The organism is Streptosporangium jomthongense (assembly GCF_042650425.1).
Taxonomy (GTDB): domain Bacteria; phylum Actinomycetota; class Actinomycetes; order Streptosporangiales; family Streptosporangiaceae; genus Streptosporangium.
This window is the reverse complement of record NZ_JBHSBC010000039.1, coordinates 36,134-60,573: the sequence shown is the minus strand read 5'-3', so window position 1 is coordinate 60,573 and position 24,440 is coordinate 36,134. Positions and strand designations below refer to the sequence as shown.

General features: G+C 70.3%; 20 protein-coding genes. 6 read left to right on the top strand and 14 right to left on the bottom strand.

Going from position 1 to position 24,440, the window contains the following annotated elements:
- Window positions 1–3 precede the first annotated feature (3 nt).
- From ACFOYY_RS33040 to ACFOYY_RS33020, 5 genes are all read right to left on the bottom strand, one after another.
- On the bottom strand, window positions 4–2,091 hold the full coding sequence (locus ACFOYY_RS33040) for an FUSC family protein (RefSeq protein ID WP_352010989.1): 2,088 nt from the start codon (window positions 2,089–2,091) through the stop codon (window positions 4–6).
- Window positions 2,092–2,107: 16 nt separating this feature from the next.
- Window positions 2,108–2,602, bottom strand: coding sequence for a SixA phosphatase family protein (locus tag ACFOYY_RS33035; protein ID WP_362777959.1), 495 nt, complete (start codon window positions 2,600–2,602; stop codon window positions 2,108–2,110).
- Between the two features lie 206 nt (window positions 2,603–2,808).
- Entirely contained in the window at window positions 2,809–5,142 is a 2,334-nt protein-coding gene (locus tag ACFOYY_RS33030; RefSeq protein ID WP_352010991.1) for a sodium-translocating pyrophosphatase, read from the bottom strand.
- Between the two features lie 514 nt (window positions 5,143–5,656).
- Complete coding sequence (locus ACFOYY_RS33025; RefSeq protein WP_352010992.1) at window positions 5,657–6,103, bottom strand: ATP-binding protein; 447 nt, start codon at window positions 6,101–6,103, stop codon at window positions 5,657–5,659.
- Between the two features lie 2 nt (window positions 6,104–6,105).
- Window positions 6,106–6,456, bottom strand: coding sequence for an STAS domain-containing protein (locus tag ACFOYY_RS33020; protein WP_184711921.1), 351 nt, complete (start codon window positions 6,454–6,456; stop codon window positions 6,106–6,108).
- A gap of 154 nt (window positions 6,457–6,610) precedes the next feature.
- On the opposite strand from ACFOYY_RS33020, the gene ACFOYY_RS33015 reads away from it, so the two are divergent.
- Window positions 6,611–8,953 carry a DEAD/DEAH box helicase gene (locus ACFOYY_RS33015; RefSeq protein WP_386195018.1) on the top strand — a complete coding sequence of 781 codons (2,343 nt, stop codon included), beginning with the start codon at window positions 6,611–6,613 and terminating at the stop codon, window positions 8,951–8,953.
- 913 nt (window positions 8,954–9,866) lie between these two features.
- Here ACFOYY_RS33015 and ACFOYY_RS33010 read toward each other — a convergent pair.
- From ACFOYY_RS33010 to ACFOYY_RS32970, 9 genes are all read right to left on the bottom strand, one after another.
- The gene (locus ACFOYY_RS33010; protein ID WP_352010994.1) at window positions 9,867–10,523 is read right to left on the bottom strand and encodes a 3'-5' exonuclease; all 657 of its coding nucleotides are present in this window, start codon (window positions 10,521–10,523) and stop codon (window positions 9,867–9,869) included.
- Between the two features lie 703 nt (window positions 10,524–11,226).
- On the bottom strand, window positions 11,227–11,802 hold the full coding sequence (locus tag ACFOYY_RS33005; protein ID WP_386195017.1) for an Rv3654c family TadE-like protein: 576 nt from the start codon (window positions 11,800–11,802) through the stop codon (window positions 11,227–11,229).
- Between the two features lie 126 nt (window positions 11,803–11,928).
- Window positions 11,929–12,279, bottom strand: a complete 351-nt coding sequence (locus ACFOYY_RS33000) for a TadE family type IV pilus minor pilin (protein WP_352010996.1) — start codon at window positions 12,277–12,279, stop codon at window positions 11,929–11,931.
- A 44-nt stretch (window positions 12,280–12,323) separates the two neighbouring features.
- A complete protein-coding gene (locus ACFOYY_RS32995) occupies window positions 12,324–12,572 on the bottom strand; it encodes a DUF4244 domain-containing protein (RefSeq protein ID WP_352010997.1) in 249 nt (82 codons plus the stop codon).
- A 158-nt stretch (window positions 12,573–12,730) separates the two neighbouring features.
- On the bottom strand, window positions 12,731–13,315 hold the full coding sequence (locus ACFOYY_RS32990) for a type II secretion system F family protein (protein WP_352010998.1): 585 nt from the start codon (window positions 13,313–13,315) through the stop codon (window positions 12,731–12,733).
- Window positions 13,316–13,683: 368 nt separating this feature from the next.
- A complete protein-coding gene (locus ACFOYY_RS32985; RefSeq protein WP_386195013.1) occupies window positions 13,684–14,403 on the bottom strand; it encodes a type II secretion system F family protein in 720 nt (239 codons plus the stop codon).
- Complete coding sequence (locus ACFOYY_RS32980) at window positions 14,400–15,728, bottom strand: TadA family conjugal transfer-associated ATPase (protein ID WP_386195011.1); 1,329 nt, start codon at window positions 15,726–15,728, stop codon at window positions 14,400–14,402. The genes ACFOYY_RS32985 and ACFOYY_RS32980 overlap by 4 nt, the downstream gene beginning before the upstream one ends.
- Window positions 15,725–16,771: a septum site-determining protein Ssd gene (gene ssd, locus ACFOYY_RS32975; protein ID WP_386195009.1), complete on the bottom strand. Its 1,047-nt coding sequence runs from the start codon at window positions 16,769–16,771 to the stop codon at window positions 15,725–15,727. The genes ACFOYY_RS32980 and ssd overlap by 4 nt, the downstream gene beginning before the upstream one ends.
- A 989-nt stretch (window positions 16,772–17,760) precedes the next feature.
- Window positions 17,761–18,534: an oxidoreductase gene (locus ACFOYY_RS32970; protein ID WP_386195007.1), complete on the bottom strand. Its 774-nt coding sequence runs from the start codon at window positions 18,532–18,534 to the stop codon at window positions 17,761–17,763.
- A gap of 324 nt (window positions 18,535–18,858) precedes the next feature.
- Between ACFOYY_RS32970 and acs the strand changes: the two genes are divergently transcribed.
- From acs to ACFOYY_RS32945, 5 genes are all read left to right on the top strand, one after another.
- A complete protein-coding gene (acs, locus tag ACFOYY_RS32965) occupies window positions 18,859–20,844 on the top strand; it encodes an acetate--CoA ligase (protein ID WP_352011003.1) in 1,986 nt (661 codons plus the stop codon).
- 274 nt (window positions 20,845–21,118) lie between these two features.
- Window positions 21,119–22,375 carry a Na+/H+ antiporter NhaA gene (gene nhaA, locus ACFOYY_RS32960; protein ID WP_386195004.1) on the top strand — a complete coding sequence of 419 codons (1,257 nt, stop codon included), beginning with the start codon at window positions 21,119–21,121 and terminating at the stop codon, window positions 22,373–22,375.
- A complete protein-coding gene (locus tag ACFOYY_RS32955; protein ID WP_352011005.1) occupies window positions 22,372–22,860 on the top strand; it encodes a phage holin family protein in 489 nt (162 codons plus the stop codon). The genes nhaA and ACFOYY_RS32955 overlap by 4 nt, the downstream gene beginning before the upstream one ends.
- Window positions 22,857–23,780 carry an alpha/beta fold hydrolase gene (locus tag ACFOYY_RS32950; protein ID WP_352011006.1) on the top strand — a complete coding sequence of 308 codons (924 nt, stop codon included), beginning with the start codon at window positions 22,857–22,859 and terminating at the stop codon, window positions 23,778–23,780. Before ACFOYY_RS32955 ends, ACFOYY_RS32950 begins: the two co-directional genes overlap by 4 nt.
- Window positions 23,777–24,235 (top strand): DUF309 domain-containing protein, encoded by a 459-nt coding sequence (locus ACFOYY_RS32945; RefSeq protein WP_386195001.1) that lies wholly within the window; start codon window positions 23,777–23,779, stop codon window positions 24,233–24,235. Before ACFOYY_RS32950 ends, ACFOYY_RS32945 begins: the two co-directional genes overlap by 4 nt.
- Window positions 24,236–24,440: the final 205 nt, after the last annotated feature.

Sequence of the window (24,440 nt, the reverse complement as noted above, 5' to 3'; positions counted from 1 at the left end):
CGTTCAGGCGCGCGGGGCGGTGAACGAGGCCAGTCCGAGCGCCTCGGCGCCGAGCCCCCTCAGGGCGGGCCGCGCGGCGACGGCGTGCATGACGCCTCGCCGCACACCGGTCATCCGGTCCGCCGCCCCCTCGTCCACCTCGCCGAGACGGCGCTCGGTCAGCCGGTCGACCTGGGCGCCCAACTCGTCGAGCACCCGGTCGAGATCGTCCGCCCTGGTCAGCGGCCGACCCGTCCTGACCGCCTCCGCGACGTCCTCAAGCCGGTCGGCGACCATGTCCAGGAGGGTGACCGTCGGCCCCGACTCCTCGACCGGCGCCGGTACGGCCAGCAGCGCCAGCGCGTTGTCCCGCAGCCGTCTGGCGGCCGTCACGGCGTCCCTGAGCCGTTGCGGGGCGCTTCCGCCCGGCTCCTTGTCCAGCCGGTCGAGGGAGTCGCCGAGCAGCCGGGCAGCCTCCGAGGCGTCGGAGATCCGCTCCAGAACCGCCTTCGGGTCCCGGTCGACCAGCGAGCGCACCAGCGCCGCGTGCCGTTCGAGGGTGTCCACGATCCTGCCGGTCAGGCTGGCCCGGTGCCCCCTCGGCCACAGCAGCCGCGCGACGACCAGTGCCAGCGCCCCGCCCGCGACCGTGAGCGTCACCCTGGCCGCCGCCGCTCCCCAGTCCAGCGGCAGCGTGAAGTCCGACAGCATCAGCGACAGGGGTGTGGCGAACATCGTCCAGTAGCCGTAGCTGACCCCCCTGAACGCGAACCCCAGCAGGGCGCACACCCCGATGAACACGATCAGGTACGTGTGGCCCGGCGCGACCGCGAGCACGACGGCCGCCCCGGCCGCCCCGACCGCGGTGCCGACCACCCGCAGCGTCACCCGGTCGACCGTGTCCCGGTAGGCGGGACGGAGGCTGACCAGCACGGTCACCACGAACCACTTGGCGTAGTGCTCGTGGGCCAGCAGCATCAACGCCATCGCCAGGGTCACCGCCAGGCCGAGCCGTACGGGGTGGTGGCCGGTCGACAGGACGGGCAGGCGGGGCCGGGTGAACCTGGGCAGGCGCGGCCCGACCTCGACCGCCTCCTCCGCCTGCTGGGAGATCGACCGCACCGCCGTACCGACGCGGTCAAGGCAGCGGCGGATCTGCCCGAGCAGCACGGCCGCGGGCAGCGGTGTCCTCCTGGCGTGGGCGGCTCTGCGGACCTCCTCGTTCAGGTCGGCGAAGCGCCCGACCGCGTCCATGGCCTCCGGGGCCGCGGCCTGACCACCGAGGGTGACCGCCTCCCGCAGCGCGTGGGCCAGCGCCTCGGTCGTCTCGTCCAGCTCCTCGGCCCACCGGCCGTCCGGATCCTCCTGTACGGCGGCCGCCCGCAGCACCCGCAGCGCGATGGTCTCGCGGAAGATCCGGTCCAGGGTCGTCAGCAGCCGTTCGAGGGCCCGGTCGTCCTCCTGCGACACCCGGTAGAGGGAGAAGGCCCTGGCCGCGGCGTCGTGGGTCGTGACGGCCCGCCGCCGCAGCGACTCCCAGCTCTCGTCGGACAGGGGGGCGCGTCCCGCCGCGACCAGAAGGTCGGCCAGCGCCGTACCGGCCTCCTCGAAGGCCGTGCGGAGCGGTTGGAGACGGCGCACCGGCCACAGCACCAGGACCAGCGCCGTGATCAGCAGACCGCCCGCCGCGGTGATCGCCATACGGGCAGGCAGACCGGCCCCGGAGGGCGCGAAGTAGGTCAGGGCCACCGCCAGCACGGCCGGGACGCTGATCACCGGCCAGACCGCCCCCGCCGCGGCGACCAAGCCGATCACGACGGCCGCGAGCCACGGCCACGGCTGGATCAGCTGCCCGAGTCCCACCCCGAGCGTGGCCATGAACGCGGTCCGCAACAGCTTGCGCGCCCTCTCCCCGTACGGCAGGCCGGGGGCGTCGCCGAAGACGGTGAGATAACCGCCCAGGGCAGCCGTCGCGCCCTCGCGGACGTGGCCGGTCAGAACCCCGGCGACCAGCGGCAGGCAGATGGCCACGGCGCACAGCAGGCCGTACCCCCACGCGGGACGCGCGGCGACCGCGAAGTCACCGCGTAGCGCCCCGGCGATCCTGCGCATGCCACCCCGTGTTCCCCTACTGCTCCTTGGGGCTCCAGCGCGCGACGGCACGCCCGGCGTCGAGGCCGGACCACTCGTCGTCGGTCTCGATGACCGCGAACGCGCCAGGCGGGAAGCCCTCGTCGTCTCTTGTGGTGAGCAGCTGGACCAGCTCGTGGACACCGGGGTTGTGACCGACCAGGACCAGCGTGCGGACCTCGGGGTCGCCACGCCTCAGGAGGGCGAGCAGCTCGTCGGCGTAGGCCTCGTAGATCTCGGACTCGTAGACGACGTCCGTGCCCGGCAGCGCCAGCTCGGCGGTCTGCCTGGTGCGCACGGACGGCGAGCAGAGCACCAGGTCGGGCTGGACGCCCAGGTCGGCGAGCACCCGCGCCACCCGGTCCGCGTCGCGGCGCCCGCGCTCGGTGAGAGGCCGCTCCCTGTCGGCCAGCCCGGGGATGTGCGCCGCCTTCGCGTGCCTGAGGACGACCAGCGTCCGTGCCCCGTTCGCCCCGTTCGTCCCGGCGCTCATCGCGACGCCCACATCGCCATGCCCGCGATCGCCGCGAAGACCACGACCATCGCCAACAGGATGAACACGAGCGTTCTGCCTCCTCCGGAGGGCTGCTGTTCCATACGGATCAGTCTTCCACCGTGGGGTCCCGCACACACCGATGGGCTCATGTACGGGAAAAGGGGTGCACGAGGACCGTGCACCCCTTCACATCGGTTCGCCCGTCAGCTGGTGACCGGCTCCCGCGTACGGTCCACGTGGTTGTCCTCGGTCGGGGAGATGCTCGCCGACCGGCGCTTGGAGACCACGACGGCGCCGACGACGATGGCCACCGCGACCAGGGCGATCCCGGTCCGCAGCGCGACGTTGTCGGCGTAGATCACCACGGCCGGGGCGATCAGCAGCGCCACCAGGTTCATCACCTTGAGCAGCGGGTTGATCGCCGGTCCCGCGGTGTCCTTGAACGGGTCTCCGACGGTGTCGCCGATGACGGTCGCCTCGTGGGCGGAGGAGCCCTTGCCTCCGTGGTGACCGTCCTCGACCAGCTTCTTCGCGTTGTCCCAGGCGCCGCCCGAGTTGGCCAGGAACACCGCCATCAGCGTGCCACAGGCGATGGCACCGGCGAGGAAGGCGCCCAGCGAGGGGTAGCCGAGGGCGAAACCGACGGCGATCGGGGTGAGTACGGCCAGCAGACCCGGCGTGGCCAGCTCCCGCAGCGAGTCACGGGTGCAGATGTCCACGACCCTGCCGTAGTCGGGCAGCTCGGTGCCCGCCATGATGCCCGGCTTGGTGCGGAACTGCTCGCGGACCTCGAAGACCACCCGTCCGGCGGCCCTGCCGACCGCCATGATCGCCAGACCGGAGAACATGAACACCACCGCCGCGCCGACGACCAGGCCGACGAGCACGTTCGGCGAGTCGACACTCAGGTTGAACACGCTGAACGAGCCGAGCGCGTCCTTCACCGCCTGACTCGCCGAGCTGAGCTGGGTCTCGACCGCTGTCCTGAACGCGCCGAACAGGGCCGTCGCGGCGAGTACGGCGGTCGCGATCGCGATGCCCTTGGTGATGGCCTTGGTGGTGTTGCCGACCGCGTCGAGCGAGGTGAGCACCCTGGCGCCCTCCCCCTCGACGTCGCCGGACATCTCGGCGATGCCCTGGGCGTTGTCGGAGACCGGGCCGAAGGTGTCCATCGACACGATCACGCCGACCGTGGTCAGCAGGCCGGTTCCGGCGAGCGCGACGGCGAACAGGGCGACGGTGACGTTGCCGAAGCCGAGCAGGAACGCCCCGTAGACGGCGGCGCCGATGACCAGCGCCGAGTAGACCGCCGACTCAAGGCCGACGCTGATGCCGGACAGGATGACGGTCGCGGGACCGGTGCGGGCGCTCTCCCCGATGTCCTTGACCGGACGCCGGTTGGTCTCGGTGAAGTAGCCGGTGAGGATCTGGATGGCGCTGGCCAGCACCAGACCGATGAGCACCGCGCCGATGGCGATCAGACGGGGGTCGGTGGTGATCGCGGCGATCTGCGGGTCGACCCCGCTCAGCGCGGAGAAGCTGCTGGGCAGGTACAGGTAGGCCGCGACGGCGACCAGGACGGCGGAGATGGCCGCGGAGATGAAGAAGCCCCGGTTGATCGCCGCCATCCCGTTGCGGTCGCCCTTGCGGGGGGCGGTGGTGAAGATGCCGATGATGGCGGTGAGCACACCGATCATGGGCACGACCAGCGGGAAGACCAGGCCCTCCGTGCCGAAGGCCACCTTGCCGAGGATAAGGCTGGCCACCAGCATGACCGCGTACGACTCGAACAGGTCGGCCGCCATGCCCGCGCAGTCACCGACGTTGTCGCCCACGTTGTCGGCGATGGTCGCGGCGTTGCGCGGGTCGTCCTCGGGGATGCCCTGCTCGACCTTGCCGACCAGGTCGGCGCCGACGTCGGCCGCCTTGGTGAAGATGCCGCCGCCGACCCTCATGAACATGGCCAGCAGCGCGGCGCCGAAGCCGAAGCCCTCAAGGACCGCCGGGGCCTCGCCTCCGTAGACGATCACGACGATGGCGGCGCCGAGCAGGCCGAGGCCGACGGTGATCATGCCGGCCACGCCGCCGGTGCGGAAGGCGATCCGCATGGCGACCTTCTCGCCGGACTCACGGGCGGCCGCGGCGACCCGGACGTTCCCCCGGACCGCGAGCCACATGCCGACGAAGCCGGTCAGCGCGGAGAAGACCGCGCCGACCACGAAGAAAACGGAACGGCCGACGGCCACTCCGGTCGAGTCCGCGGGAAGCAGGTAGAGCAGGAAGGGAATGAGGACCACGAACAACGCCAGGGTCCTGAACTGCCGCGTCAAATACGCGGAAGCCCCTTCCTGTACGGCGCGCGCGATGTTCCGCATGCGCTCGGTGCCTTGGCTGGCAGCGAGCACCTCCCGGACCAGCACGGCCGCCACGGCGAGTGCTATCAGGGCCACGACGGCCACAGCGATCACGATGTTGAAGTGAGAACCGCTCAGGGAAACCGCTGGCTCTGCAGCAGCGGCGAGATCGAGCACAGGCATCCGACTCTCCTTGGCAAGACGGGAACACGTCCTGCCCGGACTGCGCCGCGATAGATGATCGGCAGTGGGAGCGGCGCGCATCCGGGGTGGTTGGCAATGCCGCTTCCGGTTGCGTCCGCAGACCTCCCACGGAACTCAGCCCTCCTACGAGCCGTTTCCGAAGGACAAACCTTGGCCGGTGCCGGGAGTCTACGCAGCGAGGACGCCGATATGAAGCCTCCGCGCGTGGCCATTTGATGACAGGGTCAGTAATCCTTCCCGACTCCCATGGTTAACAGGAGACTCAAATCGGGGCAGGAGGTTCTTCGCCAGCCTTCACGCCTGTTTCGGTCTGCACGTATCAAAGTTATGTTTGCCCCGCTTCGACCCCCCCAAACAGACAGCCGGACGCGCCCTGGAGGACGCGCCCGCCTGCCGGGGTGTTCACGCTGTCAGATCACGCTGTGGAGCCGCTCGCCGGTCCCGTGTCCGGATCATGTCCGGACCGGGAGCGGGTCGTGGGGGGTGCGGACGGTCAGACCGCGGACAGGCCGTTGGCCGTGGCGGGCCAGCTCATGCGGATGCACATGCCCTTCTGGCTCGGATAGACCTGGACGTCGTCGGCCAGCCCCACGATGACCGCGATGCCGAAACCGGACATCAGGGTGTCGGGAAGTTGCACGAGCGGGTCCTCGAAACCTAACGAGACCTGCTCCTGCTCCAGCTCGTCGCTCGGGGCCGCATCCGTGACGGTGACCTCGAACCGCCCGAGATCATCACGTAGCTCGATGCGGATCGGCTCTCCCGGACAATGGAGACGATGTGCCTCGACAGCCCGGGAACACGCCTCACCGACTGCGAGCCGTACCTCGTCCAGCAGCGACTCCTCCACCCCGGTGCGCCTGGCGATCGCCGTGGCGACCAGGCGTGCCGTACGCACATGGGCCGGAAGGGCGCTGAACGTCAGCTCGACGGTAGCCATGATTACTTGTCTGAGCCGTGAGCTTCCTTGGCCTCCTCAACCGAGGCGTAGATCCCGAAGACCTTGGTCAGTCCGGTGATCCGGAAGATCTTCAGGATGCGCTCCTGGGTGCAGACCAACTCCAGTGAGCCGTCGTGCGCCCGAACGCGCTTGAGCCCGCCGACCAGGACACCAAGGCCCGTCGAGTCGAGGAAGTCGACCTTCTCCATGTTCACGAGAAGGTGGAAGTTTCCCTTGTTGACCAGGTCGATCAGGAGCTCACGCAATCTGGGCGCGGTGTAGACATCGATCTCACCCTCGACCTCAACGATGGTGAGACGGTCCTCGGAATGGTGGTCCAACTTCAGATCCACAGATCCTCCAGCGCCTTGCCTGCGAAAGTACCGATTCAGGCGTGACTCCCGGGACCGGGTGGCCCCCAGACGACAAGCCCCGACGCGCGGCATTCAACCATGCGTACGCTCAGTGTCTATACGAAATCACGATTCCCGGCGACTCTGCCCACAGATGCCAGACTGGAAACCAGTGACTCCGACCTCATCCTCCTCCCTCGGAGCGGGTTCCGCGCTCGACGCCCTGCTCCGTGTTCCCGCACGTCACGATCGCGTGACCCACGTCGAACACGTTCCCGCACGTCAGAGTGGCCAGGTCGGCTGGCCGGACTGGGTCGAGGAACGACTGGTTACGCGCTGGGCGAACCGTGGGATACCGGGCCTGTGGCCGCATCAGGTCGAGGCCGCCGAGCTGGTACGTCGCGGCCAAAACGTGATCATCGCCACCGGCACCGCGTCGGGCAAGTCCCTGGCCTATCTCGTCCCCGCCCTGTCCTCCGTACTGGACGGGGGCACGGTCCTGTATCTGACGCCGACGAAGGCACTGGCCGCCGACCAGCTTCGTGCGTTGAACGAGCTGGACCTCCCCGAGCTGCGCGCGGCCACCTACGACGGCGACACCCCCTACGAGGAACGGCTGTGGGTCCGCAAGCACGCCAACTACGTCCTGACCAACCCCGACATGCTCCACCGCTCGCTGCTGCCCCGCCACGCCCAGTGGGCGGCCTTCTGGCGGCGGCTGAGGATGGTCGTGATCGACGAGTGCCACGGCTACCGGGGTGTGTTCGGCTCGCACGTCGCGCAGATCCTGCGGCGCCTGCGCCGGGTCTGCGCGCGCCACGGCGCCCGGCCCGTGTTCCTGCTCTCCTCCGCGACCGCCAGTGAGCCCGGAGCCTTCGCCGAGCGCCTGACGGGCCTCCAGACGGCCGAGGTGACCGTGGACGCCTCTCCCCGGGGCGCGACCACCTTCGCCCTCTGGGAACCGCCCCTGACCGACCTGCGGGGCGAGAGGGGCGCCCCGCTGCGGCGCCCGGCCACGTTGGAGAGCGCCGACCTCCTGGCGGACCTGGTCGCCGCCGAGGTTCGCACACTCGCCTTCGTCCGCTCGCGCAGGGCCGCGGAGTCGGTCGCCCTGACCGCCAGGGCCAGGCTCCAGGATCTCGTGTTCGGCACCGGGGCACCGGCGGACCTGCCCGACAGGGTGGCCGCCTACCGGGCCGGATATCTCGCCGACGACCGTCGCTCGCTGGAGAAGGCGTTCCGTTCGGGAACGCTCGCCGGGCTCGCGACGACCAACGCGCTGGAACTCGGCGTCGACGTGTCCGGACTGGACGCCGTGCTCATCGCGGGCTGGCCCGGGACGAGGGCCTCTCTGTGGCAGCAGGCCGGCCGGGCGGGCCGTGCCGGGCGGGACGCGCTGGCCGTGCTGATCGCCAGGGACGACCCGCTGGACACCTATCTCGTCCACCACCCCGAGGCCCTCTTCGGCCGCCCGGTCGAGGCGATCGTGCTCGACCCCGGCAACCCCTACGTGCTCGGGCCCCACCTGTGCGCCGCCGCCGCCGAGATCCCGCTGGCCCAGGACGACCTGGAGATCTTCGGGGAGGGCACGAAGGAGGTGCTGGCCGACCTCGTCACGGACGGCCTCCTCAGGGAGCGGCCGACGGGCTGGTTCTGGACCAGAAGGGAACGGGCGACCGACCTCGCCGACATCAGGGGGTCGGGCGGGCCCCCCGTACAGGTCGTCGAGGCGTCGACGGGGCGGCTGCTCGGCACCGTCGACGAGGCCTCCGCGCACACCTCCGTGCACACCGGCGCGGTCTACGTCCACCAGGGGGAGACATTCCTGGTGGAGGAGCTGGACCTCGACGCCGGGGTCGCCCTCGTGGAGGAGGGCGACCCCGACTACACGACCTTCGCCAGGGACGTCACCGACATCTCCGTCCTGGAGTCGCTCCGCTCCCACCCGCTCGGCCCGGGGGAACTCCACTTCGGCTCGGTCGAGGTGACCCGCCAGGTCGTCTCCTACGTCAAACGCCGCGCCCAGAGCGGCGAACTGCTCGGCGACGAACCCCTTGAGCTTCCCGCGCGCACCCTGCGCACCCGGGCCGTCTGGTGGACCCTGCCCGCCTCCACGACCGCCTCCCTGGCCCAGGAGGGCCTGGACCTGGGTGGGGCGGCGCACGCGGCCGAACACGCCTCCATCGGCCTGCTGCCGCTCTTCGCGACCTGTGACCGCTGGGACATCGGCGGCGTCTCGACCGAACTGCACCCCGACACCGGCCTGCTCACCGTCTTCGTCTACGACGGCCACGAGGGGGGCGCGGGCTTCGCCGAACGTGGCTACGCCCGTGCCGTCGACTGGCTCACGGCCACTCGGGAGGCCATCCTGGCGTGCGAGTGCGAGCGGGGCTGCCCGTCGTGCATCCAGTCTCCCAAGTGCGGCAACGGCAACGACCCTCTCGACAAGGCGGGAGCCCTGCGCATGCTCGCCGTTCTGCTCTCGGTCGGCTCCTGATTCCGTTTCCCGGCCGTCAACCGAGGGCCTGCCGGAAGGTCTGTTCCGTATATCCCTCCACTGTCGCTCCACATGAAATCGCGTACGAGATCTCGGCATGGAGATCGGTAACGGGGTCTGGTACGGGGGCCTGATGCCAGGAATCGACATGAGGGCTCAACCACGTGAGAGAACGGCTCATGGGGTGCGGGATTTTTCTTCGGGCAATGGAACTACGGAGAGCCGACTTCGCATACTCCGGGGAACACGTTCCATCTCCATGGTGGCCAATCATCCAACCGGCGCTTCCCTACTGCTTCGCGAACCTCCACTACCGGCGCTCTCGTCATCTGGTGTCCTCCTGTCTTCTCCGAGGGCTTTCCGTCCGTCGTTCTGGGCGTCGTTCTGGCCTTCGTTTCGGCCCGGCAGACGGTTCCGGGGTGTACATGGTGATCGACGAGGAGCACCCGCTGAGGTGATGATGAGACCCGAGCCCCGCAAGCCTCATGAAGCTCCGCAAAACCTCATGAAGCTCCGCAAAACCTCATGAAGCTCCGCGAAGCCTGACGAAGTCCCGCTAAGCCCGGCGAGATGGAGATCCACCGCGAGTCCCGGTGGAGGGCAGGGGAAGTTCGGGAAGGCCGAGGCGAGAAGGTCAATGCGTTCCCGACAAAAACCCCTTCATAAAATCAAATTTCCGACATAACCGTTTTTATGTGAATTACTTCCCGAGGAAGCTTCGCCTCTCCCGTTCCCGCGCCGCGTGAGGTTCTCCGCCCGCCGGAGAAGGCCGCCACGGGCCGTACGGCCGACGGTCCATGCGTGCCGGGTCGAGAACGGCCAGGAGGCCGACGCCCGAGGCAGGTCACCCGTCGATACCTCATGGGACCATCGCCAGAGCGTGTCGGGACGCTCCCCGGAACAAGAACGCTCCCTAGAACAACTGTGACCGGTCGTCCTCATGCGACCTGCTCTCCTCGGCACCGGTCGCGTCGGGCAAACCTGCCGCCGTGTTCAGTTGGGCGAAGGTGTAGTCGACGCCTCCTGGGATGTCTCGCAGCAGACTTCCCAGCAACAGGGCGGCTCCCACCGCGTCCCACAGCGCCCGGTGCGGCACACTGCCGGTCAGCCCGTTCACCTCCTCGGTGAGCCCATAGTGATCCAACAGCGCCGTCAGCCCCAGCCGCCGGTTGTGGGGGTGGACAAACCGGGCGAGCTTGAGCGTGTCGATCAATCCGGCCAGGCGGATGCCGGGGCAGCACAACTCCAACAGCCGCGCGTCGACACGTACGTTGTGGCCGACGACGACGGCACCGCCCAAACGGGTCGCCAGCTCCGGGCGGATGTGCTCCAGCGGTGGGGCGAGCCCGAGCAGGTCGTTGGTCAGTCCGGGCGAGATCCACCGGTGGGGCGGGATGTAGCGGCCGGGGTTCACCACGGAGTGGTAGGCGCCCGAAAGGTCAGGGCACCCGTCGTCCAGCGGGACGACGGCCACTTCCAGGACCGCTTCCCGCTCCCTGTCCTGGCCACCGGTCCCCTCCAGATCAAAGGCCACCAGACGGGGCACAGCGGTCCACGGCTGATCATGCATGGTGTTCTCTCCCCGGTTCGGGTCAGTCGTCGTGGCGAACCGTGGTGTGGGGAGCGCCCTGTCGGCAGCTCTTCACTCCGGCCGCGATATGAGGTTGGTGTTCAGCGACAGCTCCCGAGAGGAGACAGGCGATCCGCGCAGTCGTTTCGCCTTCTGCCGGGTGAATCGGAGAGGAGGGGCCGGAGGGGAGGTTCCGCTGTTTTTTGGTGTAACCGATGCCCTGCCCGTCTGGCCAGGGCATCCGGCGTCACACATCAGGATCAAACCGCCATGGCATTCGCAATCATTCGACACCACATGGGCCTTCTCCTTACTGACCGGCTGTTCACCGCGGTCACCCTGGGTCGCCCCAGGTTCGCTTCACGGATCTTCGCGCCCATCGTGGTCGGCCAGACGCCGACCGCCATGCCGGTTCACCCACGGTGACGTTCCGCCGGTTCCGCGCCTGCCGTGAACGCCGGGAAGGCCCTTACCGCCCACAGCACCGTTACGGACTCCTTCCCTCGCGACACGCACGACCGGCCGGTCCTCACCACGGCGAAGATCCAAGGAACAGACCCTAGCGTGAAGAGCGGGCACGTCTTGGCAGGTCACCGGGAAATTCACGTCGTCGGCCGACGGTGACCACCCCCCTGGGATCTCCGCCACCGGCACGTAGCCGACGACCGCGGCACCTGGCCGGCGCGTGCAGCCACCTGGTCGGTCAGGACCCGGAATCCACCGCCGGAACGGGCGCAGCCGATCTTCGCGAAGGGGAGGGTCTTTCCGGGGGTGGGCCTCTCACCGCTTCGTCGGCCTCTCCTGTGGGGACGGTGAGCTGGACGGGTCCGGCACGGGCGACGGCTGTGACCGTTTGGGGGCCCAACGTGGGCAGGTGGAGCCGTACTGTCACCTGGACGTCGGCGACCCCGTGACCGTTGACAGAGCACCGGGTGAGCCGCACCCCGTTGCCCTCGGCCAGTGAGGCCGCCTGGGCGCACGCGCGTCGTGGATCGGCGAAGGCCAGGCGTGCGGCGGCGAGGGCGCTCAGATCCGCGGCGCTCATGGCGCGGTGCCGGGCGACCCTGACCGTTCCGGCGAGCATGATCACGGCCATCGCCATGAGAACCAACGTCATGAACCCGGCCATCCAGATCGTCGCCCCTCCCCGGTCAGCTCCCCGCCGTCTTCCTGCTGTTCTGCTTGTTGTGCCTATCGAGCCGCCTGTCGGGCCCGCTGCTGTTTCAGCGTTTCTTGTCGCTTTTCTCGTCTGTCGCCCGTCTGGCCCACGTCGTCTCATGCCTGTCCCCCGTCCTTCCTTCGTGCTTCCTCCGTGGCTTGGTCGCCGTCTTCCACGATTTCTTCACCGTGTGGCCGTCTCGTCCGTGCGACCCGCCCCGGCTTCGCCTCGCGGGGCTCGGCCCCCTCACTCCGGCGTTCCACCTGGCTGTTCCACACCCGGCTCGGTGATGGAGACGGCGGTCGCGTGAACGGTGACGCCGGGCAGCGACGCGCCCCAGCCGGGAACGACGTTCACGGACACCTCCACCCGGGTGGTCTCCGCTCCTCGGGTCACCGTCACCCGCGCCCCCGCCGGAGCCGCGGCCAGGACGACGCTTCGCACCCGCTCCAGGGGCTCGCCTCGCGACGCGGCCCTGGCACCCGCCCGAGCCGCGTCCACGCACTCAAGCCGCGCCCCCACCGTCGTCACCGCCCACAGCGCGACCGCCAGGACAATGACCAGGGCGGGAAGCGCGACCGCGGTCTCCGCGGTCACCGACCCCCTCGATCGGCGGAGGGACGCAGCGGATCTCACGGGGGTCATCCGGCCACGTTGAGCGCTCGCTTGATCAGATTGCTGATCATCTGCCGGACCTCGGGGCTGGTCACCACCTTGAAAAGGAGCATCGCGAAGGCGCAGGCGGCGATCGTGCCGACGGCGTACTCGGCGGTGGACATGCCTCTGTCGCGGCCGGTGAGCATGGTCAGCCGGGCCCAACGGTCGTGAAGCCACCGCCTCAGCCTGGGGCGGCCACAGCCGGTGGACGGTGGGGACACCATCGGGGACATCGTTTCCTCCTGGGAGGGTCGTCGGGGTTGTCGCCGGGCGGGCACCCGGCGCCGGTCAAGGTCAGCTTTCTCGATGAGGACCGGGCTCCGGGGCCGCGAACAGCGTTCTGTGGATAACTCGGGGACGCGAGCGCGCCCTGTGGAAAACATCGGGGGATTCAGGGAAACAGCACGTCACCGGCGAGGCCCGCCACGACGGGAACGATGCCCAGGCAGACGAAGGCGGGCAGGAAGCAGAGCCCCAGCGGGGCGACGACCTGAACACCGACCCTCCTGGCAGCGGCCGAGGCGGCGGAACGGGCCTCCTCGCGGGCGTCGTCGGCCAGCCTGGTGAGAACGTCGGCCACGGGCGCGCCGCTGAGCGTGGCGCGGCTCATCGTCCGCGCCAGCGCGGCCAGCGGTCCCTCGGCCGACATCGCCCGCCAGGCCTCCTCAGGAGCGGCTCCCAGCCTCAGTTGCCCGCCCACCCACGCCAACCGGTCACCGAGCGGCCCACCGAGCGCTCCGGCCGTCATGTCGACGGCACCGGCGATCGGCTGTCCGGCGCGCAGGCAGGCGACCATGAGGTCGACCGCGAGGGGCAGGTCGGTCATCACGCGGTCGCGCTCCTGACGGAGCCAGGACGGCTGCCGCCTTCGCGCGGCCTCCAGCGCGATCGCGGAACCGGTCACGCCGGCGACGAGCCCGGTGGCGCCCCCGAGCGCGAGGAACGCCGTCAGGCCGACGATCGCGCAGAGCACCACCTCTCTACGCTCCGGCCGTCGCCGTCCTCCTGAGGCGGGGGCCGAGGACGGCGTCCAGACCCGCTCCGTGACGGGTGAGCCCCGTACGGCGGGCCGTGAAGAGAAAGGCGGCGGAGAGGACGGACTCGAAGGAGCTCGCAGGGCCCGGTGGACCCGATCCGCGGGACCCTCGGGCGACGTCCACAGCCATCCGGCGGTCCCGGCGAGGACGACGGCCAGCACAAGGATCACCCCGGCCGCCGTGGTCGTCCGGCGAAGGCGGAAGAGACAGGGAACAAAGGACACCTCCAAAACGCGGCAGGGATCAGGAACGCCGGACACAGGCGACGAACCGGCACCGAGGCCGAGGCCCTGCGACAGCCTCGGGATCAGAAACGCTGGGCACGGGCGACGAGGCGGTTCGTCCACCACAGGCCGCAACCGTCGAGGGCCAGACCGCCCAGGAGGCACCCCGCACCGGCGGGACCTCCGAACAGGAAGCCCAGAGGATCCATGCCGAGCCCGGTCGCCATCAGCAACCCGAGCGCGGGCAGGAAGGCCAGCAGGCGGGCGGTGGCCCGGGCACCGGCGAGTTGGGCGGCGAGATCCTGGCGGTGGGACCGTGCCTCCCCGAGCGAGGCGGCCACACGGTCGACCAGGACGGACAGGGCCGCCCCGGTCGTCGTGCTCACCCGCCAGCAGGCCGCCAGGTCGTGGAATGCCTCTCCGCCCTGTTCGGGAGCGACGGCCAGCAGGGTGGAGGGAACGTCGCCGCCGTCTCTCGCGACCGAGGCCAGAGGACGCGCCACCGCGGGATCGGGAAGATCGGTGGCCGACACGGCGCGGGCCAGCGCCTCTCCGGCGGTCCGCCCCGCCGCCAGTTCGGCGGCGAGGCCACGGCACAGTTCGATCGACGCGATCCGCCAGGCCCTCGCGCGTCTCGACGGCAGAGAGCCCAGGAGAAGACCGAGCGGCGAACCCGGTCGGCGCGAACGCCCGGCCGGACGACGCCGATCGCTCCCCGCCCGGAGCAGGCGGGCGGTCGCCTGATCTGCGCCGGTCCACAGCCACCCCGACAGAGCGGCCAGCAGCACGGCCGCCACCGTCATGGCGGCACCCCATGCGCACGGGCTCTTCCACCGATCCGTACGGCGGATGGAGGACCGGCTCGGCCGCCCACGGCCTCGGGAGGCTCTTCGCGCGACCGGCGGCTCGCCTCCGGCGGCCGGGTCTCTCCCCGCGTCAGAGCCAGGACGGGCGAGTGGGGCACACCGGGAGCACGGGCCGTGAGGACGGGCAGCCCCGGCCCCGTGGTCGTCCGGCCGTCGGAAGAGAAGGTGAGGGCGGGCTCGACCTCGACCAGCCCGGAGGGACGCCGGACCATCACGCATATCTCGGCCACCCGGCGGCGCCCGTCGGTGTGGTCTCGGACGAGGTGGACGACGACGTCCAGCGCGGCGGCGAGCTGACTGTGGACGGCCTCCCTGCTGAGGCCGGCGGCACAGGCCAGGGCTTCGAGGCGGGGCGGGACGTCGGCCGCCGTGTTGGCGTGCAGTGTGCCGCATCCGCCTTCGTGGCCGGTGTTGAGGGCGCTGAGGAGGTCGACCACCTCGGCACCGCGGACCTCGCCGACGACCAGACGGTCGGGACGCATGCGCAGGGCCTGGCGCACGAGATCGCGCAGGCACACGCCACCGGCCCCTTCGAGGTTGGCGGGGCGGCTCTCCAGCCGCACGACGTGCGGGTGGAGGGGACGCAGCTCGGCCGAGTCCTCGACCAGCATCAGCCGGTCTCCCGGATCGGCCAGGGACAGCAACGCCGACAGCAGCGTGGTCTTTCCCGTGCCCGTCCCGCCCGTGACGAGGAAGGCGAGTCTCGATCGGACCACGGCGCTGAGCACGGGCACGGCTTCGGCCCTGATGGTGCCCGCCCTGACCAGGTCGGGCAGGGTGAACGTACGGCGTGGCGGAAGCCGTAGGGACAGGCAGGTGCCTCCCGCGGCGACGGGCGGCAGGACCGCGTGCAGCCGCACGCCCCCGGCGAGACGGGCGTCGGCGTAGGGGCAGGCGTCGTCGAGACGCCTGCCCGCGGCCGCCGCCAGCCGCTGGGCGAGCCGCCGGAGCGTCTCCTCGTCGGGGAAGACGACGGATGTACGGCGCAGGCCCCTGCCGTCGTCGACCCACACCTCCTCCGGGCCGTTCACCAGCACGTCGGTCACGTCGGGCTCGGCCAGCAGCGGTTCGAGGGGCCCGGCGCCGATCAGGTCGGCGCACAGGGCACGGGTCACCGCCAGGATCTCCGCGTCGCCGAGCACCGCGCGCTCGGCCCTGAGGGCGGCCGCGACGTGGGCGGCGCTCGGCTCGGTCCCGGCGCGGGCCAGGCGTATCCGGACAGCCTCGACCACCTCGGGTGAGACCGTGACCTCCCGGATCATCGTTCGGCCTCGGGCAGCGAGTTCAGGAACGACGCGCAGAAACGCCCCAGTGGGGTCCGCCCGCCGAGCGGGGGCGGATCGCCCCGGTTGAGGGCGGCGGTGAGCCTGGGCTGGTCGGGAAGGCCTCCGGCGGACGGCAGGCGGAGGGAGGAGGTGACGACGTCGTCGTCCAGGACGCCGCTCCGCACGACGGCCCGTATCTCGGTGGTGTGCTCACGCAACCGGGCCAGCGCCTGCGCCGCGGCCAGCACACCGCGCACGTCGGCGGTGACGACCAGCAGGGTCGCCGCCGCCCTGGCGAGCGCCTGTGCGGCGGCGTGATCGCAGTGGCGCGGCAGATCGACCACGACCAGGTCGAAACCGCGCATTCCCGCCTCAAGGACCGAGCGCATCGCCTCCGCGGGGATGGTTTCGACCTCTCCCCTGCCGAAAGAGAGCAGGGTGAGCTCCGCGAACGTGGGAAGGGCGGCCTGGAGCGCTGCGGCGTTGATCCTGCCCTCGCGGGCAACCAGGTCCGGCCAGCGGGCGCCCTTCGCCTCCTCCTGACCGAGGAGCAGGTCGAGTCCGCCACCGAGTGGGTCGGCGTCGACGAGCAGGGTGCGCAGGCGCCGCCGGGAGGCGGTCAGCGCCAGGGAGGCCGCCAGGACGCTGGCCCCGGCTCCGCCGCGCCCGCCCGCCACGCAGACCACGGGCCCCGCCCTGGAAACCGGCTCGACGGCGTCGGCGAACTCCTCGACCAGCCGCCGCTCGGCCGAGGGCAGTTCCAGGACCGTCTGGGCACCGACGGCGACGCACCTGCGCCACGCGTCGGGATCGCCGGGAGCGCGGGTGACCAGCAGAACGCGGTCTCTGGGCGGTGGCCCGGTCGCCGCCAGCGTGTCGGCCATGTCACCGCCGACCACGACGAGCGGGGCCCGGTTCCAGTACGGCCTGGCGTGCGTGGGCGCGTGGGCGACGTCGAGCTCGGCGCCCGCCGCGGCGGCGACCCGGAGAAGGTCGTCGAGCAGATCGTGGTCCTCGGTGATGACCAACGGACGGTCCAATGGTGCCTCCCTGGGATGTGGGAAGCCCACTTTCCGCCAAACGCCCTCCCCTCGACGGCGCCGAACGCCGTTCTGTGGAAAACCCGGGAGGGACGGTCCCGCCTGTGGACAACCGCCGACAGGGCGCGACCAGACGGTGAGATACGGCAGGGAACAAGGACGGGACAGGAGCAGGCGGTGAGACACAGCCGGAAGGCGGGGCGCGGTCAGGTCGCGAGACGAGAAGAGCCCAGGGACCCGGCCCTCGTCGATCCGGTCGGGGCCTCACGAAGGAACGTCCCGGCCGTCCTCCGCGTACCGCCGTACGCGGGGTGGGGAGAAAAAGTGGCGACCCCCGCCGGGGGGGGGAGAGCGGGGGCCGCCAACCGGTCCGGCTCTGGGGGGGTAGAGCCGGTCCCGTTTCAGAAGAAAGCCTCAACGGTTGACCAGGGCATGGCAAGGACATTGCATGCCCAAGCGTGCGTGGTCTCTCCACTTTGTGGAGATACCACCTCATGCTGCCCGATCAAGTTGAGTTTCGTCGAGGAGCAATCTGCAGTTTCCGCTAGTTTTTTTCAATGTAACGATCTCGCATAGGCATAGCGGCCAATCGGGCGCGTCCCTAATAGGCCCGTTTTCGATCACACAGCGTGACCGGCCACCAGAGGTCACGAAGATCACCCGGCACACCAGGCACCCTACATGGGCGATTTGTCCATAAATGTCCCATGTTCGGTAAAGGACCCACCCCAAGGGGTTCCCAACAGCCCGAATCCGTCATACAAAGGGTGCACGGACCACTTGTCCGAGTTGTCCGAGCACGAACCGCCGGGTACCCACGTGCCGCCGAGCCGCGGGAGGCACGTCGAGTACGGGTCTCGACCCGTTCCGACGATAGACAGGTGCACGCTTGGTAACCCGGTGGCGTCGTGTTAGCGACGGCGCCCCATGACCAGGGGCGCCGTCTGCTGTGTCCGAAAGGCGCGTCGGCGAAAGGCCGCAAGGACACCTCAACCGCGCTGCATGGCCTCACAGATCGCCGTGGTCTCACGCACCCCGAGGACGACCGCGTCCGCGCAGTGCCGTACCCACGTCGCCATCCCGTCCGGCGTCCCGCTCAGGTAGGCCCGCAGGCCCCGCGGGTAGGCGGCTCCGAGTTCGAGGTGACCGACCTCCACGACCGCCAGCGACTTGGGGTCGAGGCCGTACTCGACCAGCGTCAGACGCTCCGCCGCTCTGGCGATCACCCCGTCGGCCGATCCGAACGGCCGCAGCACCGCCAGCTCCGCGTGGACGACGGCGGCCAGCACCAGGGCGGGCGCCGAGGTCGGGCCGGTCAGGAGGCCGACCAGGCCGTCCACCCGGGCCACTGTCTCCTCGGGCCCGGGAGCGGCGCCCAGGCCGAGCGGGTCGGGCGCCGTCGTGGAGGACCGGGGGCGGCCCAGGTCCTCGCCCTGTCCCGACGCGGCGAGGGTGTGCAGCCTCGCCAGCACCTGGCGGGGTGCCGTACGCCAGGTCGCGCCGAGTCGTCCCAGCTCGGCCGAGACGCGTAGCGCGCCCTGGACGACCGGGTCGGCGGTCTCGGGGACGGCTTCCAGCGGGACGTCGGCGCCGTCGAGGGCGGCGGACGCGCGGGCGCCGCGCAGCGCCGACCTGGCGGAGACCTCGGGACTCTTGCGCCGCAGCACACGGTGGCCGTAGAGCCGGTCGACGGCCTTGCGCGCCTCGGCGACGGCCTCGGGTACGCCCGGCATCTCCGCGATGACAGCCAATGGGTCGCTCACGCTCCCCGACCATAGCGGCCGGGTGCCGGGAGGCGGACACGCCCCGTCCTTACGGACAGCCCGTAAGTACGGGACCTCCGGGGGCGGGAGGCGCTCAGTACGGCCCCCCGCTAAAGGCTGCCGAATAGCGTCATCTACATTCTTACGATGACAAAAGAGCAACGTTTCCGCTGCGGTTGTTATCCGGTGTTAAGGCGCCTGTGAACCGTACGGACCGCTATCACCGATTGGTACAGACCAGTCTAGACCTCTTGTGGCGGGCACCTCTGGCCTGGTGAAGTGGAACACGAACAGTAGACGAGCAGTACGTATAAGGAGTGTGCAGTGGCCCCGGAGACCCCTGGTTCCGAGTCGCGTGAGACCCAGGAGACGCTGTCAAACCTGCTGAACGAGACCCGGCGGTTCGCCCCTCCTGCCGAGCTGGCCGCGTCCGCGAACGTGACCGCAGAGGCTTACGAGGAGGCCGCGCGTGACCGTCTGGCGTTCTGGGACAAGCAGGCCGACCGGCTGACCTGGTCCAAGCGCTGGGACAACACCCTTGAGTGGAACGCGCCCTTCGCCAAGTGGTTCGTCGGCGGGGAGCTGAACGTCGCCTACAACTGTGTGGACCGGCACGTCGAGGCGGGCAACGGCGACAAGATCGCCTACCACTGGGAGGGCGAGCCCGAGGGCGACAGCCGTACGATCACCTATGCCGACCTGCAGCGGGAGGTCGCCAAGACGGCCAACGCCCTGCAGGAGCTGGGGGTCGGCAAGGGTGACCGGGTGGCCGTCTACCTGCCGATGATCCCCGAGCTGCCGATCACGATGCTCGCCTGCGCCCGCATCGGCGCCATCCACTCCGTGGTGTTCGGCGGCTTCTCCGCCACCGCCCTCAGCGGCAGGATCAAGGACGCCGACGCCAAGGTCGTGGTCACCGCCGACGGCGGCTACCGCCGTGGCGCGCCCAGCGCCCTGAAGCCGACCGTCGACGAGGCCGTCAAGGAGTGCCCCGGCATCGAGCACGTCGTGGTCGTCCGCCGGACCGGCCAGGAGGTCGAGCAGACGGACAAGGACATCTGGTGGCACGACCTCGTCGAGCGCCAGTCCGAGACCCACGAGGCGCAGCCGCACGACGCCGAGCACCCGCTCTACATCCTCTACACCAGCGGCACCACCGGCAGGCCCAAGGGCATCCTGCACACCACGGGCGGCTACCTCACCCAGACGGCCTACACCCACTACTCCGTCTTCGACCTCAAGCCGGAGACCGACGTCTACTGGTGCACCGCCGACATCGGCTGGGTGACCGGCCACTCCTACATCGTGTACGGCCCGCTCGCCAACGGCGCCACCAGCGTCATCTACGAGGGCACCCCCGACACCCCGCACCGGGGCCGGTTCTGGGAGGTCGTGCAGAAGTACGGCGTCACGATCCTCTACACCGCGCCCACCGCGATCCGCACGTTCATGAAGTGGGGCGACGACATCCCCGCCAAGTTCGACATGTCGTCCCTGCGCGTCCTGGGCAGCGTCGGTGAGCCGATCAACCCCGAGGCCTACGTCTGGTACCGCGAGCACATCGGCGGCAACCGCACCCCGGTCGTGGACACCTGGTGGCAGACCGAGACCGGCGCGATCATGATCAGCCCGCTGCCCGGTGTGACCAGCGCCAAGCCGGGTGCGGCCATGCGCCCGCTGCCGGGCATCACCGCCGACGTGGTCGACGACCAGGGCAACAGCGTCGGCAACGGCGGAGGCGGCTACCTGGCCATCCGTGACCCGTGGCCCTCCATGCTCCGTACGATCTGGGGCGACGACCAGCGCTACATCGACACCTACTGGTCCCGCTTCGAGGGCATGTACTTCGCGGGCGACGGCGCCAAGAGGGACGCCGACGGCGACATCTGGCTCCTCGGCCGGGTCGACGACGTCATGCTCGTCTCCGGTCACAACATCTCGACCACCGAGGTCGAGTCGGCCCTGGTCTCGCACCCGAAGGTCGCCGAGGCCGCGGTCGTCGGCGCGACCGACCCGGTCACCGGCCAGGCGATCGTCTCGTTCGTGATCCTGCGCGGCAGCGTGGAGGAGAGCGCGGACATCGCGGCCGAGCTGCGCAACCACGTGGCCAAGACGCTGGGCCCGATCGCCAAGCCGCGCCAGATCCTGGTCGTCCCCGAACTGCCGAAGACCCGTTCCGGCAAGATCATGCGGCGTCTGCTGCGTGACGTCGCGGAGAACCGCAGCATCGGTGACGTCACCACGCTGGCCGACAGCACGGTGATGAACCTCATCTCCGAGAAGCTGCCCAGCGCCAAGAGCGAGGACTGAGGACCATCTCGGGCGCCGTGGGCGGTCACCCCGCCACAGGCGCGGCGCGCGGATGAAGAGCGAGACAGATGATGGCTCCCGGTTCGCGCCCCTCGATGTCGCCGCCCACAAGGCGAGGGCGACCGAGGGCGCGACCGCCCATCATGAGTGATATGCGACACTGAGGTACTGCGAATCCCATTCGTCGGCCTTCTGTAGGCTGGCGATCAGGTGTGCCGGGAAGTCTGGTCGGCCAGGGAGGGAACCGGCCCTGCCTGTACTCCCCGGAGGTCGCATGCGTCGCGTTGCCGAAATCTGGCCGTTCAGGCCCACCATCCACCACTCCCGCACGCTCGCCGAGGCGCTGAGGACGGAGACGGTCGGCGGCGTCATCATGCTGGCCGCCACGGTCGTCGCGCTGATCTGGGCGAATGTGTCCACCGGCTCGTATGAGGCGCTGCGCGAGACGACGTTCGGCCCCGCCTCTCTCCACCTGGACCTCAACCTCCGCGAATGGGTCCAGAACGGCCTGCTCACGATCTTCTTCTTCGTGGCCGGCATCGAGGTCAAGGAGGAGTTCGTCCACGGCGAGTTGTCCAACCTCCGCAAGGCCGCGTTGCCCATCCTCGCGTCGATCGCCGGGATGGTCGTCCCCGTGCTGGTCTACCTGGCGGTGAGCTGGGGGGCTCCCGGGGCCGGACAGGGCTGGGCCATACCCACCGCGACCGACATCGCCTTCGCGCTCGCGGTGCTCGCCGTGACGGCCAGCGCGATGCCCCCGGCGCTACGCGCCTTCCTGCTGACCTGCGCGGTGGTCGACGACCTCGGTGCCATCGCCGTGATCGCCGTCTTCTTCACCAACCACCTCAACCTCCTCGCCCTCGCCGCCGGAATCGCCGTCGTCGCCCTGTACGGCCTGCTCCAGGCCAAGCGGGTCCGCGGCCCGTGGATCTATCTCCCCCTCGCCCTGGCCGCCTGGTACCTCGTGGAGATCAGCGGTGTTCACGCGACCGTCGCCGGGGTAGCCCTCGGTCTGATGACCCGTGTGCGTAACGATCCCGGCGAGGAGAACTCCCCCGCCGAACTGGCCGCCCACCGCCTGCGCCCCCTGTCGGCCGGGTTCGTCGTGCCCGTGTTCGCGTTCATGTCCGCCGGGGTGACGCTCGCCCCGGAGGCGCTGGGCACGATGTTCACCGACCGCGTGGTGCTCGGCGTGATCGCGGGGCTGGTCGTCGGTAAGTTCCTCGGCGTCTTCGGCGGGGCGTGGCTGGCCGTACGGCTCGGCCTGGCGAGACTGTCCGAGGAGCTGCACTGGCGGGACATGGCGGCCGTCTCGACACTGGCCGGGATCGGCTTCACCGTGTCGCTGCTCATCGGCGGCCTGGCATACGGGGACGATCCGGGACGGGTGAACGCGGTGACCACAGGTGTGCTCGCGGCGAGCCTCATCTCGTCGGTCCTGGCGGCGATCCTGCTCCGGCTACGCGTGCGCAAGCGCGCCGGCGCACAGGATGATGATGGACACCGGCGCTCGATAGGAGATCCTTCATGACACACAACCCGGCCGCGGAGCCACTGTCCGCAGAACCACAGGAGGAGTCGCTCGGCCTGCTCGTCGCCAACGCGACCGACCACATCTCCACCCTGGTCCGCGCCGAGATCGAACTGGCCAAGGCCGAGCTGAGGTTCGACGCCAAGCGGGTGGGCACGGCCGCCGGACTCTTCGGCGCCGCCGCGTTCATGGCCCACCTGTGCCTGATCCTGGCCTCCTTCGCCATCGCGTACGGCCTGGTCGCCCTGGGCGTGTGGGACTGGCTCGCCTTCACCATCGTCACGGTGTTCTACCTGGTCGTCGCGGCCCTGCTGGTCCTGTTCGGGGTGCGCAGGCTCAAGGGCCTGACCGGAATGCGCCGGACCATGCGCTCGCTCAAGAACCTCAAGGGAGGCGAGCCGGAGACCGGCCTCGCCGCCGCCCCCGCCCCGCAGGGCGCCGGGCAGGTCGGTTCCCACCGCGAACCGGTGAGTCCGGACCAGTGAACGAGCCGGACGAGTCCCTGGTCAGGATCGAGGGCCCGTGGACCCATCGCTCGGTCCACGCGGGGGGCACCCGCTTCCACGTGGTCGAGGCCGGTGAGGGCCCACTCGTCCTGCTGCTGCACGGTTTCCCGCAGTTCTGGTGGACCTGGCGCCACCAGCTCGTCTCACTGCCCGCCGCGGGCTACCGCGCCGTCGCCGTCGACCTGCGGGGGTACGGCGCCAGCGACAAGCCGCCGCGTGGCTACGACCTGCCGACCCTGGCCGGTGACGCGGCCGGGCTGATCAGGGCTCTCGGCGAGAGCGGCGCGACCGTCGTCGGTCACGACTGGGGCGGGCTGCTGGGCTGGACCATGGCCGTCCGGGACCCGAAGTCGGTCCTGCGGCTGGTCCCGGTCGCGGCGCCGCACCCGCTCAGGCTCCGCTCCGCCCTGCTGACCGGTTCCCTCCGCCAGATCAGGGCGAGCGCCTACGCGCTGGGCTTCCAGCTGCCCTTCCTGCCGGAGTGGCGGCTCACCGCGAAGGACGGCGCGCTGGTCGGACGGATGCTCGACGAGTGGTCGGGGCCCGGCTGGCCGGAGGCCGAGGTCGCACGGACCTACCGCGAGGCGTTCCGCATCCCGACCGTGGCGCACTGCGCGCTGGAGTACCACCGGTGGTTCGCCCGCTCCCAGCTCCGTCCCGACGGCCTGCGCTACGCCAGGATCATGCGCGGTGAGGTCCACGCGCCCACGCTCCAGGTCCACGGCGCGCTCGACCCGCACACCCTGCCGCGTACCGCCCAGGGATCGAGCCGCCACGTGACCGGGTCCTACCGGTGGCGGCTGATCGAGGGGGCCGGGCACTTTCCGCACGAGGAACGGCCAGAGGAGTTCGACGCCGAACTCCTGTCCTGGCTCGCGGACGCGGATCTCGACCGATGACGGACCATCCGATCCCCAGAGACCGCGACCCCGAGGGCAGGCCGCGCAACCGCCGCCCCAGGGACGCCTTCGGCCGTCCCCTGCCGCACGACGCGCAGGGTGTGGAGCGTGTCCCCGACGACTACGCGCCGGACGCCGCCGAGGCGCTCCATGAGGCACGCAGGCTGCTCAGCGAGGGCAGGCCCTTCCACGCGCACGAGGTGCTCGAAGGCCGTTGGAAGACCTCCCCTCAGGAGGAACGCGAGCTGTGGCAGGGCCTGGCGCAGATCTGCGTCGGGCTTACCCACCTCCAGCGAGGCAACCCCCGCGGCGCCGCCGCCCTGTTCACCCGTGGAGCCACCAGAATCTCCCCGTACGGCCCGCCATACGAAAAACTAGCCCAAGCAGCCCAATCCCTAGCAGAAACCCCAAAAACCCCAGAAGAGGCCATAAGCACCATCAAGCACCTTCTCTGACCCGGCTTAGGAAACTCTCGGTGCCAGGAGTGAAGGGTTCGGGGTACCGGCGCCAAGTGTGAGGGGTTTCGGTTCGGGCGCGCCGACGCTTGGACTGAGGAGTGAGGGAGCGAAGCGGACGAACGACGAGGGAAAGCGTTGGCCTGAGGCGCCCGAACCCGCGACGCCGCCAGGCGGAGCAAAGAGACAGGGCTTGGGCGCGTCG